Origin of the sequence: Flavobacterium sp. Root901, assembly GCF_001429765.1 — a bacterium.
GTDB lineage: Bacteria > Bacteroidota > Bacteroidia > Flavobacteriales > Flavobacteriaceae > Flavobacterium.
This window is the reverse complement of record NZ_LMJB01000006.1, coordinates 614,333-632,872: the sequence shown is the minus strand read 5'-3', so window position 1 is coordinate 632,872 and position 18,540 is coordinate 614,333. Positions and strand designations below refer to the sequence as shown.

The 18,540-nt window shown below is 37.6% G+C and carries 12 protein-coding genes; all 12 read left to right on the top strand.

Features of this window, described 5'->3' with window-relative positions:
• The first annotated feature begins 7 nt into the window (after positions 1-7).
• The 12 genes from ASE21_RS12170 (at position 8) to ASE21_RS12115 (ending at position 18,408) form a co-directional block, all read left to right on the top strand.
• Positions 8-2,776, top strand: a complete 2,769-nt coding sequence (locus ASE21_RS12170) for a hypothetical protein (RefSeq protein WP_057122932.1) — start codon at positions 8-10, stop codon at positions 2,774-2,776.
• Positions 2,763-6,512 carry a contractile injection system tape measure protein gene (locus ASE21_RS12165; RefSeq protein WP_057122931.1) on the top strand — a complete coding sequence of 1,250 codons (3,750 nt, stop codon included), beginning with the start codon at positions 2,763-2,765 and terminating at the stop codon, positions 6,510-6,512. The genes ASE21_RS12170 and ASE21_RS12165 overlap by 14 nt, the downstream gene beginning before the upstream one ends.
• Positions 6,513-6,563: 51 nt before the next feature.
• Complete coding sequence (locus tag ASE21_RS12160) at positions 6,564-8,549, top strand: hypothetical protein (RefSeq protein WP_057122930.1); 1,986 nt, start codon at positions 6,564-6,566, stop codon at positions 8,547-8,549.
• 17 nt (positions 8,550-8,566) lie between these two features.
• Positions 8,567-9,409, top strand: a complete 843-nt coding sequence (locus tag ASE21_RS12155; protein WP_057122929.1) for a hypothetical protein — start codon at positions 8,567-8,569, stop codon at positions 9,407-9,409.
• A gap of 65 nt (positions 9,410-9,474) precedes the next feature.
• Positions 9,475-10,395: a hypothetical protein gene (locus ASE21_RS12150; RefSeq protein WP_057122928.1), complete on the top strand. Its 921-nt coding sequence runs from the start codon at positions 9,475-9,477 to the stop codon at positions 10,393-10,395.
• The gene (locus tag ASE21_RS12145; protein WP_057123191.1) at positions 10,385-11,764 is read left to right on the top strand and encodes an ATP-binding protein; all 1,380 of its coding nucleotides are present in this window, start codon (positions 10,385-10,387) and stop codon (positions 11,762-11,764) included. Before ASE21_RS12150 ends, ASE21_RS12145 begins: the two co-directional genes overlap by 11 nt.
• A 1-nt stretch (position 11,765) precedes the next feature.
• The gene (locus tag ASE21_RS12140) at positions 11,766-12,323 is read left to right on the top strand and encodes a hypothetical protein (protein ID WP_057122927.1); all 558 of its coding nucleotides are present in this window, start codon (positions 11,766-11,768) and stop codon (positions 12,321-12,323) included.
• A gap of 36 nt (positions 12,324-12,359) precedes the next feature.
• Positions 12,360-12,632 (top strand): hypothetical protein, encoded by a 273-nt coding sequence (locus ASE21_RS12135; protein ID WP_057122926.1) that lies wholly within the window; start codon positions 12,360-12,362, stop codon positions 12,630-12,632.
• 22 nt (positions 12,633-12,654) lie between these two features.
• Positions 12,655-13,974, top strand: a complete 1,320-nt coding sequence (locus tag ASE21_RS21595) for a DUF4157 domain-containing protein (RefSeq protein WP_082603471.1) — start codon at positions 12,655-12,657, stop codon at positions 13,972-13,974.
• Between the two features lie 23 nt (positions 13,975-13,997).
• Positions 13,998-15,707: a DUF4157 domain-containing protein gene (locus ASE21_RS21590; RefSeq protein WP_082603470.1), complete on the top strand. Its 1,710-nt coding sequence runs from the start codon at positions 13,998-14,000 to the stop codon at positions 15,705-15,707.
• A gap of 48 nt (positions 15,708-15,755) precedes the next feature.
• A complete protein-coding gene (locus ASE21_RS12120; protein WP_057122925.1) occupies positions 15,756-16,868 on the top strand; it encodes a hypothetical protein in 1,113 nt (370 codons plus the stop codon).
• 97 nt (positions 16,869-16,965) lie between these two features.
• Positions 16,966-18,408, top strand: coding sequence for a hypothetical protein (locus ASE21_RS12115; protein ID WP_057122924.1), 1,443 nt, complete (start codon positions 16,966-16,968; stop codon positions 18,406-18,408).
• The last annotated feature ends 132 nt before the right edge of the window (positions 18,409-18,540 follow it).

Below are 18,540 nucleotides of genomic sequence, written 5' to 3'. Positions count from 1 at the left end.
ACAGATTATGGATATCGTCAATTACATAGTAAAAAACCAGCTTCCTTCGCATCAGGATTTTACCACCCTGAAGGCGAAAGCGCTTGCGTATATCCAGACTCATATAGGATCTGAATGGACTAACTTTAATCCAAGTGATCCCGGAATTACAATTTTAGACCAGTTTTGTTATGCTCTGACCGAACTAGGATACTGTACTGATTTTAGTATTCAGGATATTTTGACCAATGCCAATGGACAGATTGATTTTAAAGATCAGTTTTATCAGCCTTCGGAAATTTTTACCACCGCTCCCTGTAACATCAACGATTATAAAAAATACCTGATCGATGAAATAGAAAATATCGTAAATGTCGAAATTGTTTGTTACGGAAGCAACCTGCCGCTTTTTAGCAGGGTGTATCAGGTGTATTTGTATATCAACCCCGATATTACAGATGTTGATGAACGAAGCGCTATATGCAGAGAAGTTTATTATTACCTGAACAAAAGCCGAAATCTGGGCGAACTTTTCAATATGCCTGTTGCCCTTCAGCCTGTAATTTGCCAGATAAGCGGTAAAATAGAACTTCAGCAGCATACAGAACCTTATGACGTTTTACTGAAATTACAGGACAAAATACGTTCGTTTATTTTTTCAAATGTTAACCAGCAGGGTTACAATACCCTGAATGCTTTGGGATATAACGCCGCCGAAATATTTGACGGTCCCAACCTGGCTAATGGATGGATTTTAAACGAATCTTTAACCAATAAGAAAAACAGCGTACAGGCTGTTGATCTGGTTCCCGTAATCGATTCAGTAAAGGATGTGATTTCCATTTCGGGTTTACAGCTTTATCAGAACGGAAAAACAACCCAAACCCTGGAGTCAGACATTAATCAGATTATCGCTGTTGATGTACTGGGTTCTTACCAGAGTAAAAAACTGGTATTAACCTGCAGCGGAAAAGAACTGGCCTTTGATGCTTTTGGGCCTTTAAAATTAAACGATGACAATTTTGAAGAAACAACCGCTGTTTTAAATAAAGAGGATAAAAGTAAACTTCCTAAAAGTAATTTCAGGGATATCAACACCTACTATTCCATCCAGAATACTTTTCCGGCGCAGTACGGCATTGGAACTGATACGATCGAAGATTCTAATCCCGTACAAGTGGCGCAGTCCCGACAGCTAAAAGGCTATCTGACCTTATTTGACCAGATACTGGCCAACCAGTTTTCGCAGCTGGCGAATGTTTCAAAGCTTTTTTCTTTTAAAAATTCCCTGTCAGGGGCACCATCAGATGAGGCTTCTTTTTATGCTTTAAAAGACAAATACGAACAGGAACATTTACAATATCCGGTACCGTATCAAATGTTTGCACCCAGTTACTTTTACCAGTCGCTCTACAGCGTTCCACATATCAAGCCTTTATTAAAAGACAATAAAACTTTTGATTTTGGTTATGCCAATGATTCTTCGGTGGAGTCCAAAGAAAAAAGCTGGCTTGAATACCAGCAGGATCCGTACAACCCGTACATTTTTGGTTTGATGAAAATAATGGAACAGGAAAATATAAACCTGGACCGCCGAAACCATTTACTGGATCATTTGCTCGCCAGACACGGCGAATCGCCAAAAGTAATAGATGCCTTTATTGATGATACTGTTTATACAGGCGAAAAAAGAAAAGACCAGATTATTGTTAAAAGCCTATACCTGCAAAACCTGGGTTCGCTGTCGTATAACCGTCAAAAAGCCTATAATTTTATAAGTGCATCCAAAATTCATACAGATGCCAGCGGAATACTGGATGTAAGTCTTCCAAAGATTAAAGAAAAACATTTTCAGTTTATTAATGAAAACACAACCGATTTTATTTTTAAATCGGAACAAATCAATAAAAAAGAAAAACTGCACGCAGCCGATTATACCAATTTTTCAGGTATTGAATTAAAGATGAGCCTGCTGTTTGGTTTAAAAAACATCTATTCTAATTTTATAAATGCCAAACTGGAAGTGTTGCGAAACAGCACCTTAAACCCGCTTAACCGTAATGAATACCTCTCCGTTCAGGAATCTTTATGGTTTACCGAAAAAAGAAACGGAACTGTGGTAATCGAAACCGTACTGCTATTAAAACAATTGCAGTTTGACCTCGAAATCATTAAACCGAATCAGGTAAATTATAGTTTTTACAACATTCAGAATATTGATTTTGAAGCGGTATCCAATTTAAATTATCTTTTAAATACCAGCAGCCAGTCGGTGTTAGACAGTGAGTTTGAACAAGGTTATTTATCTTTTGCTGACAGTCGGTTTCCGTTTTCATTTGGTTCCATGCCTTTGGAAAACCTGCGTGATTATACCCAAACCAGCCAGTCTGATTATTTATTCAGAATTAAAATTGTTTCGGGAGACGGAAATATAACACTAGATTCAAGGGTTTTTAGAAAAAATATGTTGTTCCTGTTCCCTGATTTTATTCCGGCACTGCAGACAGCTGAGTTTAAAAAACGTTTAAAACAATTCCTGAAAGCCAGCCTTCCGGTCAATATAAGTACTGAATGTCTTTTTGTAAACAGTACTCAGCTTGAAGAGTTTATACCAAAATACATGTATTGGCACGAAAGCCTGAGACATAAATCACTGCTGCTGCCGATTTATGCCAAAGAAGAAACAGCCGCACTGACTACTGCTGCAAAAACCGCAATGGCAAACCCGTCTGAGACAGCCCTGAATCTGATTAATAGTATAACCAGCATTTTAGAATCAAGAAATGGAAGAAATTAACCGCCATATTATATCGAGCCTAAAATGGGACACTACTTTTGACCAAAAAGAGGAAGGGTACAAACTGCAGGAGCGCCTGAGCAGCTGGAGCAAAATTTCGCTGCCCCGTGAAGTCGCTGCGGTTTTTAACGAACTCTGCCCTCCTGAACAAAGCTGGAGAATACAGTCATTAGAATTAGATCTTGGAGCTTGTGATTACCATGATCTCGAATTTGATCTGAGTAACAAAATACGCACCCTGCTAAGGGATAAAATAGCGGAACTGATTATTTACCAAAACAGTCAGAAACAAAACTTAATATCTGTTTATAATAAGGAAAAATCTATTTTGGAAAACCTTACCGTTTTCCTGATCGAAGGTTATCTGCCATGGAGTTACCAGAGCAAAGAAGGATCCGTAAACCATATTATGGCCGAAGTACTGCAAAACAGTCTTTCTGAAATTATTGCTATTATAAAGCAGGAAGGGATTAAACAGGAACAAGTTCGAAAAAGGATTGCCTGGCAGTTTGACGAAAGAAATACAAACAAAATTATCGCGGCACTGGAACCCAACAACAGTGGTACAATCCTCGAGTTCAGTTCAATCATCACTAGTCTTCAGGTAAAAGAAACTATTGTACAAACCAGTGCGGCAAGTTTTAAAAAGAACCTGTATTTCTTTATTCTTAATTTTTTATTGCTCGAAAGGGGAACACTTTTCAATAAAGTAGCTTTTATGAAAAGTAGTATTCTGCAGATGGCCAATCATTATAATATTGCGTATTCAGAACTTATTGTTCTAATTGAAAATACAGTAATTAAAATATCCGACAATACTACCCGTAATAATGATTTTATATACTCGCTTCGAACGCTGACACAGGAGTTTGAAGGCGAGAGAAAGGAACATTTTACCATTGAGAAAAATACCGATTACTGGCAGCTTCTCGAAAAATTGTTTGAAAATAAAAGCGAAAGAAAAACAAAAGCACAGCGTGATATTCTAAACGAACTTATTGCAGCTCTGTACACAGAGAATTCCGGAAAATTCAAAGCGGTCATCAGCCGTATGATCAAAAATGGAAATGAATTTGTAAACGTGATTCAGGATCTGGATGATGCAGCTGTTCAGGTTGTTTTCGCAGCAGTCAATATCGATTCTTCTGCCCTGCACTCTCATACCATTAGCTATATAACTAAACTCATTGCAATTTTAAAACTAAAAGTAAATCCGAAATTTTTATGGCAGACCGCCATTGCATATGCAGTCAAAAATAAAAATGGAAGTCATGGTGCACTTTTGCTTCACTGTATTACGGAATTAAGTCAAAAAAGCAATATTAAGACCGAAAAACTACTGGGAATGCTGACGACAGCCCAAATTCCTACAGCGATAAAAAACAACCATTCTGTTATTATTTATGAGCGTTTAAATACACTTTATTGTCAGCAAATCGATAAAAACCAGACTGATTATCCGGCAGTGCATTTTACAAACCTGATTGTAAGACTGGAAAACGAACTGCAGAAAAATGCCGCTAAAAATACTGTTTTTAAAGAACTGCAGAGATCACTCATCAAAAACATACACCTGCATCCTAAAACAGCTTTTGAGGTCATGCTTTCGTATCAAAATAAAGAATTTATACGAACATTGCTTCCGCTCATTCTCAACCGTGAGCTTTTGCAGTTAATCATTAAAACCGCCAATTATAAAAAAACAAAACTGGTACAGACGGTACAGATTGTTTATGAAATTTTAAACGCCAGAGAAAAATACAATCTCCACGAAGAACTCCTGACAGATGACCTGTTATGGCTGAGCATTCAGGAAATACTGCTGCACCCGGAACAGACTTCTTCGCTGTTTATGGAAACTGTATTGATACAACTGTCCCGCAAAACAGCCAATGGTAAACGTCATGATTTTTACAGGTTTATTACCAAACTTTTACAGTCTAAACGCATTAAATCATTTGGCATTACCATCAAAAAAAACTTTTTAATACAGCTCAAAAACAACAATTCAATCGATATTATTGAACTGGCTTTGCTCATGCAGAATACCTCTAAACAGGCACAGTCATCTTTGTCTAGTGTGTTAAGATCCCATTTTGATGACCCGATATTTAAAGCATTAAGAAAAGAAGCTAAAAAAGAAAGCGATGTAATTTTAGAATATCTTTTAAAAAACAGCAAAACCTTAAAAAACAAATGGATTAAAGACCAGACAGATTATATTATTCAGTTGTCAAAATCCGTTTCAGTTGTCAAAATCCGTTCAGATTTAAGTGAAATATTCTGGAAAACGATTTTGAACTATCCCGCTTATAAAGGCAGTGCGGTTGAGTTTCAAAAACTGCTTGACAAAGCTCTTTTCTTTTATCTTAAAAATCAGGTTCCCGCTGTTTATCAGATTATAAATGAAGCTAAGGCGACACAGGGAATTGAGTATAAATATGAACCTAATTTTAAAATTCAGAAAGAAATACAAACTGAATTATATAAAACAGAAAATACGGATGAACCGGATGAAATTGAAGAACCTATTTCAGAAGAAACCGAATATGGAACTTCTTTTAAAACAGAAAAAAAACATATCCTTTTTTCAGGAATAAAACTTTCACCAAAAGAAAAATATAAATGGTTTGTCATGATTATCTGCGAAAAACAAATTCCACAGGAACTGTTACTTTTAGGTGAATTTAAAGCGGCTGATTTGCTGGACGAAATAATAGCTGCTGACTCAAAACTGTTTTTTCAGATTCTTAAAAAAGAATTCATCTCAGAAGCACAAACAGACTGGCTAAGCCGTAATATTGTTTTTAATACGCTCTGCGCAGCTGTTAACCGTCAGGATCAAAGCAGGGAATCCTATTTAAAAATACTGGAAAAGTTTCATCATACACTGGGAAGAATTAGCATAAACGGCATTTCTTCAAAAGAAATACAGGCCCTTTTGCTGCGAAAGGTGCTTAAAGCTGCCGCCAATGACAACTGGCGTTTAATTACAATCAGTACTATCTGGAACGAATTGATCTGGGATATCGTAACCAGAAAAGGGATTTCCAAAAAAAGTTTCCTCATAGATATTGAAAAACATATTTATCAGTTTCCGCCGTCGCTCCAGCTGAGCTTCAGGGAAATAGTCAAAAATGAAAAAAGAAAAATGCAAACCTCAAAAATTATGGAAAACCCTGCTAAAAACGGAGCTACAAAAGATACCAAACCAACTAAAACCCATTTAAAAGAAGGTCTGCCAGTACGAAACGCCGGAATGGTACTTTTAAACAACTATTACCAGATGCTTCTTGAAAGACTTAATCTGGTAGAAAACGGCAAATTTACCAGCTCAGAAAATCAAATAAAGGCAGTACAGTATTTACAATATGTAGTGACAGGAATAACAACTACCGAAGAAACCTATCTGACCTTAAATAAAGTTTTATGCGGACTTCCGCTTTCGAACCCTGTTCCTGATGAAATTGAAATAGGTGACGATCAGGAAAATCTCATTAACGGCATGATGCAGGCGGCGATTTCGTACTGGGATGTGATAGGGGAAACTTCTGTAGACGGTTTTAGGGGAAACTGGCTTGTACGTGACGGGATTCTCGTCGAACAGGAAGAACGCTGGGAACTTACGGTTGATAAAAGGGCTTATGATATTTTAATTAATAAATCACCCTTTGCCTTTTCTATCATTAAATATCCGTGGATGCCCAAACCGCTCCACGTAAACTGGCCTTATTAAAATAAAATAACGATCATCGAAATAAGTAATTAATCAATAAAAAGAACCATTATGAACACCTACAATGAAAATTTACATTCTAGTGTTTTAGCTTCATTAGAAAGTCAGCAGCTGAGTAAAAAACAGCTGGATGCACAATTAAGTGCTTCTATGTTTACCCTGTATTATGCAGAGGGTGCCGAGATTATTGCAAGTGAAAAACTTGATGCCGCATCAAAAATGTACCAAAGCAAACAGCATATCAACAATGTGGTGGTAAAGAATAAAAACATGTCTGACAATTTACTGTTGTCGGCCAATCAGCAGAAAACCTTTGTGGGACAATCTGTTACTAATATGGCCGTATGTGCTGCAAACATACAAATTGCTGCCAATGCTATTGTGCGTCTGGCCAGTGACGTAGGCAGTATTTTTAGTATTGTAAATGCAGCCGATTATGGTTCACAAATTTATCAGCAGGGCCTTGATGCGTACAACCTTATGAACAAAACGGCCTACCATGCCGAACTTACGTCGCAGCATGCCATGGAAGCTTCGGCTGCAGTGGCCGAGGTACCTTCTACTACAGTAGCAGACGGAGCCAAGGTAACCAACGATTCTGTAAACAATCTGCTTCAGGTAACCACTGCCGACTTAAATGCTATTACGGCAATCTTAACGGCCGATAATGATACCAAATCACAGGCCAGTATTGCTACACGCGGCGCCGAGGGAGCTATAAAATGCAGTAAGGTAGAATATGAAGCTTCGAAAAAAGCATACATCATAAACAACAAAAAATTCAATCAGAATATTAAAGTAGATGTGCCAAAGCCTTTCGATCCATCTTCTAAAGGTTCTTTTACCGTTTCTTTTGATTATTTTAAAAGTCCGTTCCCCAACACCGACTTGTCTGCAGATAATGTAAAAACAGAAGTAAAAAATCCGGTAAAAAGCTACAACATCATTATAGTTAAAGAAAGTAAGAAAGCTTTGTTTACAACTTCTACGGCAGAAGATCTTTTAAGCAGTCCTTCGCAATTTGTGAGAGTTGCTGAAAAACCAGATGAAAAGGAAGGAAAAGCAGTTATCAGTTTAAACAATTTACTGGATTCTGACAATGAAGCTTTGGCATTGGGTGAAAAATACGTGGCATTTTTACTGATTGTTTTTACCGAAGACTATAAAAAAGAGATCAACACTTTTGACGAATATTTATCGGTTGCTTCAGAATCGTTCCGTTTGACACAGACTTTAAACGAAGCCAAAAACATTATTTCGTCAAAAACAGGTTCTCAGGAAGAAGAAAGCGATGATAACTACAGAAAAGCACCTTTGACCGAGTTTAGTTTTACGGTAAAAAAGGATGATAACATCAAACCATCAGCTATCGATTACCGATTTATCCTGCTTCCTTATCCGGATGATTTGCTAACCGACGTAGAATTAAATACCATCGAGGAACGAATCGAAGTCTTGGAACTAAAAGAAGAACTTACGATTTATGATGATGAGATCAGTTATTTAAATGAAGAAATTACCAACTTAAATACAGAGATCGCACAGCTGAACAACGAATCTTCTAAAACCAAAAATCCGGCTGAAGCTGATACTGCCAAACAAAAACTGGCCAGCTTTAAAACTGCCCTGACCGAAGCTAAAGCAAGAGTTGCAATTGCAAAAGAACAGCAGGTAAAAGTAAAAGCCGAACTGAAAAAAGTAGAAGAAAGTTTCCCTAAACCAATAAAAAACAACAAAGCGTTTTTCTTTAACCTAAACCTGGCCGAAAATATACCTGCCGGAAACTATATCTCTGCCAGCCATTCTAAAAAATCAGAAAAAGTAGAAACCAATTTGAAATACGATATTAAAATTGAGCCTACTACCACAGATAATTTTGGAAATCCTCTGGTCGAAAAGAAAAAATACATTCCGGTGGTTTTATCTTTCTTCAACGGAAATGAAATCAGCAAAAGCAAATATACCAACAGTCTTTCGGATTGGGAAAATACAGATCCTGTGACTTTTTCCTCAACTGAACTTAACCTCAAAAATTAATTTAAAAGTATAAAAACATGGAAGCACAAATATTAACTCCAATCCCGGTTTCAAAAAAATACGGGATCACCGAAAAGAAAAAATCCGAAATCGATGCTTTGACTAATCAGGTAATTGATGTTACGGCCGAAATTCAGCAGCAGCAGGTAATTGTAAACTCGCTTACTGAAAAATCTCAAAAATATCAGGGATATCTGGTTACTGCCGAAAACAATCGTGTACATGCCTTAAACAATAAGAACTTAATTGATCAGGTGATTCAAAATGCCCATAACCTGGCCTATAATTCAAAAAATGCTTTTAGTACAATGGCAGAAGCTTCTGAGGCTTCCATACTGGTATCGACAGACATCAGCGAGCTGATCAACAAACTAATTTATGCTGTTGAAATACTGAATAAGCTGTCTAATCTGGTAACCCGCAAAAAAGCTTTAAACCCGCTTATTTCAGATGATTTGGTTTCTAAACTTACTTTAGCCGGATCAGATGCCAACAATGCCATTGCACTAACTCTGATCGCCCTAAAGGCTACACTTGCAGCCGAAACATCTGTTTTAGAAGCTGAAGCAGCCGTTACACTTGAAGCAGATCAGGCCGGAAAATTATACCTGTCTTTAACAAACGAACGAAATATCGATGAGCCGTTATCTCCAAATCCGGTTTCAAATAGTTCTCTCAGAGGACTGCTGTATCAGGCTTATGACGATTCGAAAATAGCATACGAAAAAGCAAAAGTGGCCAACGACCAGACTTCAAGACAACTCAATATCGCCAATACGAATTTAGGTAAAGCACAGATTAAACTTAAATCATTACAGTCTGGGCTTGCTGCGGCAAATGCAGCGGCGCTGGCTTCTTAAAACTGAATTATCTCCGCTGTAAAAGATTTTTTTATAGCGGACTTATAACTATTAATTTTAAGTTTATGGATCGTGTTTACAGAAATTTTTACAGACAGTTTTACTTAAAAACAGGAGGTTTTATACCCACCAAACCGTTAAATCAAAACCTGTTTCCGGGAGATTTTTTTCAGATAAAAAACGGCGAAATAATCCTGTTGGGAAACGTATACCGAAATGCCATCCTCAACAAGCTGGAAATTGATATCAGCAGTCCGATTGCCCTGAATGCCGCCGCCTGGAATTTCAGCGACGGGATTTCAAAACCGTATTCCGGTCGAGGACATGGGAATGCCGCCATTGACGGACAGTTTGAATTCAGCAAACAAATACTGGGTTTTGCCCGAAAGGGAAGTTTTATTTTTAAGGCCGAAAATCCGGAATCGGTTAAAATCAATAACTGGAACGAGATCCAGCAGTCTTTAATTATAAAATTTACACAGGCTGTTTATACTTTTCGTGAACTCTATGTAGTGACCGAAAGTGCAGCACCTTCCATTACCACACTGGCCGTTGCCGGAGAAGAAAATGCTGAACTGGAACTGGTAAGCGATACTGAAAACTTTGGCCTCGTTGATATTTTCGGACACAGCAGCACCAAAACTATCCAATCCAAAGATATTCTGTATTATCATAGGGAAACCAAAAGAAAACCGGCTTATTTCAAAGCAAAAAAGTTAACGGTACAAGACGAAAAAATTTCTTATTTCATTAGTGATTTTATTAACAAAAACAATAATTCATCAGAATGGACAAAGGATTTATTTGAGTCTTTTGACAGCGATATTGACTACAACTCCCAGAATATTATACAAAATCCACAGGGACATTTTCTGGATATGCTGCAGTCTAACGAACTAAATGTAAATACCGCATTACTCTACTTTAAGTGGACAGATGCCAATTTAGACGACGTTGAAAAATTATTTGAAAATTATGGAAACTAATTTCAATATAAAGGCTCTGTATGACGAAATGGAGTGGTTACAAAAAGTAATCGATCAGGTTATCCGCAGCTATCTGCTTCAGGAAGGCTATGAGAACCGCTGGCAGGATATACCGCTTCCACAGCCTGAAACTGATAATGATAAAGAAAACCCAATAATTTCTTATTATCAAAAACTGGAAGAATGGAATCTAAATTTATACGAACGCTTGTGTCTTGCTCTGGTAATTGCACCGCAGATTAAACCTGAAATACTGGATATTTTTTTTAGTAAAAATGCAATGTATGACCGCGGCTTTACAGAATTTGGCGGTCTGACGGGTAAAAACCACAGCGGTTTTATTCCTACCGGACAAACATTTTCCTTTTTGATAACCGCTGTTAACCCAGAACTCCATATTGAAATGCTCAATGTGCTGAGCTCTTCCTGTATTTTAATAAAAGAACAGGTTTTGATATTAGACAACTCAGAATCATATGTTACGATGTTAAATCAGGGAATTTCGATTAACGAACGATGGCTTCAGTTTTTTTTAACCGGAACCCTTCCTCACCTAGAACATAGCAGTTCCTTTCCTGCACAGCAGATTTCGACCAGCATGAACTGGTCAGACCTGGTTTTGGAAGAACATGTAATGCAGCAGGTTATGGAAATTGATGCCTGGCTGAAATACGGTTCTGTTTTAATGACCGAATGGGGGCTCGAAAACAAAATAAAACCCGGATACAGGACCTTATTTTATGGTCCGCCCGGAACAGGAAAAACCTTAACAGCCACGCTCCTTGGCAAAAGTACCGGCCGTGAAGTATACCGGGTTGACCTTTCAATGATTGTATCGAAATATATTGGGGAAACCGAAAAAAACCTGTCAAAAATATTTGATGTCGCACAGCACAAAGACTGGATCTTGTTTTTTGACGAAGCCGATTCGCTTTTTGGGAAAAGAACCCAGACTTCCTCCTCAAATGATCGTCATGCCAATCAGCAGACAGGGTATTTGTTACAGAGAATTGAAGATTTTCCGGGTGTAATGATACTGGCCTCCAATTTAAAAGAAAATATGGACGAAGCTTTTTCCAGAAGGTTTCAGTCAATGATTCATTTTACAATGCCAAAAGCCGAAGACAGAATACAGTTATGGGAAAATGCCTTTTCGGGAAAATGTCAGCTTGATCCTGCTATTGACCTCGAAGAAATAGCCGAAAAATACGAACTCGCAGGAGGTGCTATCATTAATGTTTTGCGCTACTGTGCTTTAAAAGCCATTCAGAAAAATGAGACTATCGTAAAAGAGCGTGATTTACTGGACGGTATCCGACGTGAATTTAAAAAAGAAAACCGGACGCTGGCCGTAACCCAAATGAACTGATATGAAAAAGACCGAAGACAAACCGACTTCTTTGATTTCTAAAAAACACTGGCATACTCATCTGGTCGAACTAAAACTGGGAAGCTGGAAGAAACACTATGACTTTAACTACCGAAATAAGATAATCGCTTTGACTTTAAATCATTTTATAAAAAAAAATGAACTTGTTATTCATGGTTATTTAATCACCGGCAGCAGTATTTTTTTAGTAGCCAAAACTGATCACCGCTCTTTTGAAGAAGTTATCGAAAGAATAGAACTCCATATTGCTTTGTTACTAAAAAAGTACGACAACAAATTTTCCAACTCCATTTCCAAAGCCGATTTTATACTGGACATCGAAAATATCTTCCAGACCGTTCATCAGCCTCTTTTCAAAATAAAACCTTTACAAAATAATTACCTGATCAAACTTATTACGGGCATAAAAATAGAAATTCCTTATCTGGATCCCGAACTTGAATATTTAAAACTTCTTACTAAAAACCATCCGTTTTGTTCTTCTGTCGATTACTCCGGCGCTATTGGCCCTGTTGAGGTCACACTGCTGGAAGTTTAATTAAAAAGGAATTATAAATTAAAAAAAAAGCAAAAAATGGCACAGTATCAAAAACATCTCCCAATGAATACTACTTCGGTAACAGCTGCAAATTCTAATAATAATATTTCAGATGCTGTTCAATTAAAAGATAACAGAACAACTCCTGTAGCACAATTAGGAAAAAAGCACCATGACCCTGAAAAGAAAAAGTATCTGGCAAAAGGTGTCGGTAAAAAACAAAATGACATTTCCGCTGCTGCGCTTGCTATTAAAAAAGCCAGTCCTGTACCAATCAGCAATAAAGAAGCTAAAAGAATGGCAAAATAGAACTATTTAAAATCACCTGAAGATGGCACTACAACACAAAAAATCATCCGATAACCAATCAGTGGTTACCGCGGCTAACGGAAACAACAATACTTCGGCAGTTCAGTTAAAAGATAACCGTGTGCCGTCTGCGGTAGAACAAAAACTAACCAGTACTTCATCAAATCCTGTTCAGAAGAAAGCCAATAATACCGGTTTACCAGATAACCTGAAATCAGGAATGGAAAACCTAAGCAATAAAAATCTGGATCATGTAAAAGTACACTACAATTCATCCAAACCTGCTGCTGTACAAGCACATGCTTATGCGCAGGGTTCTAATATCCATCTTGCTTCTGGTCAGGAAAAACATTTACCGCATGAACTAGGCCATGTGGTACAACAAATGGAAGGACGTGTCAAACCTACCATGAAAATTGGCGATACTCCTGTAAATGATAATCCGGGGCTGGAACACGAAGCTACCCAAATGGGACAGAAAGCTATTCAAAGAGCATCTTCTCCCCGTTCTCAAAAAATGACAAATTCTATTCAGACAGAAAAACCAAATCAGGAATATACTGCCCAATTTAAAGGCATGGATCATTTAGGTATTCCAGGTGTTAATTATGCTGTCATGAACCAGTCAGATTATGGCCAGTGGCAGCAGACTACCCAGGCTAAATTTATGAGCGGTGTTCACTATAATGGAAGTCAGGTTGTGGTTACCCAGTTTCAAAATTCAGAAGCAGTACGACAGTTATTCCCTTCTCCCAGCACCATTACCGGCAGTTTAATAATTGCCGAAGGATTATTGTCACTGGCAGCATCTATTGCCTTTTTTTCACTATCTGGCGAAAATAGCTTAATGGCCGGTTTAATGGCCTTGGGTGTTGCAGTTTCAAAAATTATACGAGGTGTATTTACTATAATGGGCGGAAAAGATCCTAGCGGTAAACAGCAGATAGTAATCGATACATTACGCGGTTTTGAAGCCGGACTCGCTTTGGCAGTAGGTATAAAAACAGAAAATAATCCGGGAATTGTTTTTGGTGTTGCAAAATCACTGCGTTCATTACTACAAGCGGTAATGGATTATTTAGGAAAAGAAAATCCGTCCACAGCTTATAAAATTTCAAGCGGTTTTGCTGCTGCGCTTCACTGGATTGAAGTTGCTGCCCTTGCTGCTTCGGGCGGTATAGCAGTCGATAATAACAATACAGTTACAGGCGGGCTCAATATTGGAGTAGCGGCGTCTAAAACTGTGAGATCAGGTTATCAGTCAAAGAATGCATATGCAGCCATAAAAACTCCGGCAGCACCAACAGAAAACTCTTCATTACTTAATCCTGATACTGTTTAAAATTTTGATACTAAATAATTTATATGGAATCAATTCATGATACTGACAGAGTAAGTGAGGTAAAATCCATTTCGGCAAGTCTGAATGAAAAACCTATTCAGAATAAAACAAGAATACTGGAAGATAACCGTCGTCCCGCTTCTGTTTTACAAAAAAAAGCAAACAATACCGGTCTGCCCGATACTCTTAAATCCGGGATAGAAAACCTGTCAGGTCATTCTATGGATGATGTCAAAGTACATTACAACTCTGATAAACCGGCACAGCTTAATGCACATGCCTATGCTCAGGGAACGCAAATCCATATTGCTTCAGGTCAGGAAAAACACCTGCCACATGAAGCCTGGCATGTCGTACAGCAAAAGCAAGGGCGGGTGAAACCTACTTTGCAAATGAAAGGTAAAGTGAATATAAATGATGATAAAGGATTAGAGAATGAGGCTGATGTTATGGGGGCAAAAGCTATTGATACACATCAATTAAAAGAGATAGCTTACAAAAATCAATCCCTTAAGGAAAATACTATTGTACAAAGGATTGGAGAAGAGATGCCAGGCATAAATGGGGATCCTTCACACTTATTATTAATAGATCATGAAAAAGAAGAAGATGGAAGAGCTAAAAATGTACCTGAATGGAATCAAAAAGTTCAGGAAGTACAACAACGCCATTTACAAAACCAGCAGATTCTATATGCTATAATAAATAGTCCGGGAGATATACTAAACCTTGCACAGATTCCACACATTGGATTACCTGTTGAAGCAATCTTGGCAAACACAAAACAGTTCCTAAGTCAGCGATTAGCTGTTTTTGCGATGACTCCTACCCTCAGTACAACATTAAAACCTCCCGCAGAAATGAAAAAATTCTGGCCCCAAGTGCCGGAAGAAGCCTTAAAAGGAGAGCTTTTTTTTGATGACACTACTGCTTACCCTGTTACAGGATCTACGAAAAAAGCTGCTGAAGGTCTCCGGACTACTGATCCTGGAGTAATAATCCGTGATTCGCATGAAACCGCACATGCAGAGGGAATGAGCATTAGGGTTTTTATGGATAAACCTTTAAATCATGAAATGTTGAGCATTATACTTATGCATGAGATTCAGCATGTTGCTGATCGCCACAATGAAGATTTTCAGGAAACTATAATGAACGACATTAACGGTCAGGCGGGTGATGTAGGCAATGCGTATCGCACAGAATTTAGGGCATACTGGCTAGGTAATAAGCCCGGAGCAGGTTTTGGAAATCCTACATTACCAGCCTCAAACAACCGAAATGTAATAGAAAAATGGTGGATATTTAATTGGAAATCACAGCCCACAAATTTTGTCAATCAAAGACAGGAAAATATATTTTGGCATATGGTCAATTCAAAAACTTATCCGTGGGTAAAAGTAAATTATCTACAATCAGCAGCTTTTAGAAATCTCGTTAATGGTCTTGCCACACCTAGCGGCGGAAATTTACTTAATTCGGTTCGAATTGATTCACTGAGATCTGATCTTTCGCTTTCTGCTATGGGGAAATTTGCAAACTATGTTGATGACATTATCAACGATGCTCATCAGCTTGACATGATTGATAGATACTTCCTGCAAAGTCCTATGTCTGCACAATTTTGGACCTTCTTTGATCAAAAATTTACAGGCCCTTTTGATGATCAGGAACAGACTGACCGGGCAGCCTTAATCAAAACGCATCTCGAAGAAATAATCGGACGGCGATAATCCTGAAACAAACCTATTAATTGTTAACAAACTTAAAAACCTTTAATTATGAACACTAATTTCAACGGAATCTGTTATGCTCCTTTCCCGAAAGGATATAATCCTTCAAATGCTAATACTACTTATATTTTTTTTGGAAGCGATATCGCCTATGATGCTATGTCTCCTGTTTGGGGAAATCAATATACTTCTAAAAGCGGGGATTCCTGCAGCCTGAATGGCCCTAATAAAGCGAGAAATGATATTCAGACTTTAGCTGATATGGGCGTTAAATTGATCAGGCTTTATGACTGGGAGCCCAGAAATATTCATTTAAATTTCCTGGACTATTGTAATTCACTTAATATCAAAGTTTTGGTACCGGTTTCTAATTATTTTGTCAAGCCCGGTGAAGGCCTTCCGCAGCGAAATACTTTAATTCCAAGCCTGATTAACTCTTTTTCTAATAAAGAGAAAACAGATTATCACAGTGCCATTGCCGGAATTATTATAGGAAATGAACCTGAAATAAACGGGTTTAGTGTACAAAACTGTATTGATTTTACCACTTCATGGGCTGAAATCGAATCATCAGACTTTTCATCATACAGAGAAGTAAGGATTGGTCATCCGGTTGATTTTGGAACTTATGGTGCAGAATTTCCATGTTTTGGATTCTGGGATCCGCTGCTTGCTGGTTTAAATACGGTTACTGCAAAAAATTTAAACAACAGACTGTTTCTGACACCACAAACTTATAACGACAGTAATTATCTCTTTGTAAATGCCCAGGGAAAAGGTAAAGGTTATGTAGATATTGCTTTTGAAAAATATCAAAAACCTATTCTGTTTACGGAGATCGGAATGGACAGAACCAAAACAGATTATCAAAATATTGTGCAAGGACAATTATCTGAAAGTATTAAATATGGTGCCAATAACCCGGATAAATTAATTGGAATTTGTTTCTTTCAATTTGCTGACAAAGTCTGGGTGCCCGGTACTTCTGAAGGTTCTTTCGGTACTTACAAACAGGATGATACTATTATTTGCAGCATGAAATATGACAACGGCGATTTTACACATTGGGACCCTAACTGCTCTAATGTCCCTATGACTGTAAATTCGATCACCCCTTCCCCATTATATGATATTGTGGTAAAAAATTATAGAACGAATTAATCTGTTAAAAAACTAAACTATATCCATGATCGATATAGTTTGGTTGTAAATTTTACAAGGTTTACACAAAATATAATTATCAATTAATACAAATACAATGGGTTATTTTTCAGAAAAAAAACCGACTCAGCATAAACCCGCTGTGGCTCAGAATCAAATTACAAAAAAAACTGCTCCATTAACAGACAATCGTCCAGTATCTGTCGTGCAGCAAAAACTTTCTGAAAATATTCAAAAAAATCCCTTTCCCATTGTAATGCAAAGAAAAACTCAGGATGATACAGATGAGGAGATATCAGACGAACCTGTACAAATGAAATCTTCCAATGTACCTCAAACCCATCATGTTATTCAGCTTGGAATAAGTAAAAACAATACTGCTAAGAAAAGTAAAAATAATCAGCAAAAAAGCAGAAGAAGGCAAAAGCTTGAATACGAAATGAATCCTGCAAAAGAATATCTGGATATAAAAAATGCAATCGACCAAAAAATTGTGGCAGCTTACAAATACATTAAAAAAGTTAAAGAACAGCTTGACGATGATGCTGATGTTAATCTAATCAATACTTATTCAAACAGATTTACCAAAATCAGCAAAAAAGCCAGACTGACTGTTAGGGAAATACAAAAACTGCCTCCTGCTCCAAGAAGAGCCTTGCGAAGCCAGACTACAGACAGGGATTTATTAATGGCAAAATTAAACGGCTACAGCAACCTGGTTACCAAAGTTAAATGGGAATTAGTTCAGGTTTTCCCTATGAACAAGGGAGGATTTGGGGCAAAAGGACGCGCTCATAATATGGAAACGGAAGTAAATCCTTCTACAGTCCCTAATGATAAAACGCTCAATAATCATTATTTTAACAACATAACACTAGACGGCAAAACAAGTGCTGTAAAGGTTTACAAAAAAACCGCCACCGCACCAAATCAGGCATCAGGGCCGCTGCAGATCATGGGGCAAAATTACACCAATCAGCCATTATCTACAACGGATAAGGCAAAGCTGCAAAAAAAACTGGATAAAAATTTAGCAAATATTAATATTCCTCAAAATGCTGTTTTTACCAATACGCCTGTAGGACGTGACAGAGGCGACGGGCAGTATAAAAGTATGGGCAATACCAATGCAGCCGGATATGCCTGGCTGTTAAACCGATTGGGCGGACAACGATGGGAATGGCTTCATATAAGGGGCGCCGGATTGGGAGGTATGACAGATTCTACTAATTTGGTTGCCGGAACAAGGGATGCTAATACCCATATGATCCCTTTTGAATCTAATATAAGACATCTGGGAACTGCTGTAAAAAACAGTAATAAATATTCACGCTTAAGTGTTACATGGTCAGCTTTCGGTCAGATTGCTAAATATGCTTACAGTAAAATTACTATAAGCTGGACTTTATTTAAAAAGGGAGGCGGCAAAAAAGCTACAGGATACGTTTCTTTTGATCCATTGGACACTTCAAACAATATCTCTAAAAATGAAGTAGATAAAATAGAAGAAATCCTTACTGATATCCGGCAGGGACTTTAATAAAATATTGTTCCTCAAGGGCACAAATTACAATCCTGTTTTTAATAAAATGGGATTTTTTTATGTCTTTTTCAATTATAAAAGTAATCTAAAGAAAACCCATATTGAAGTTCTAATACTATCGCATTTTGA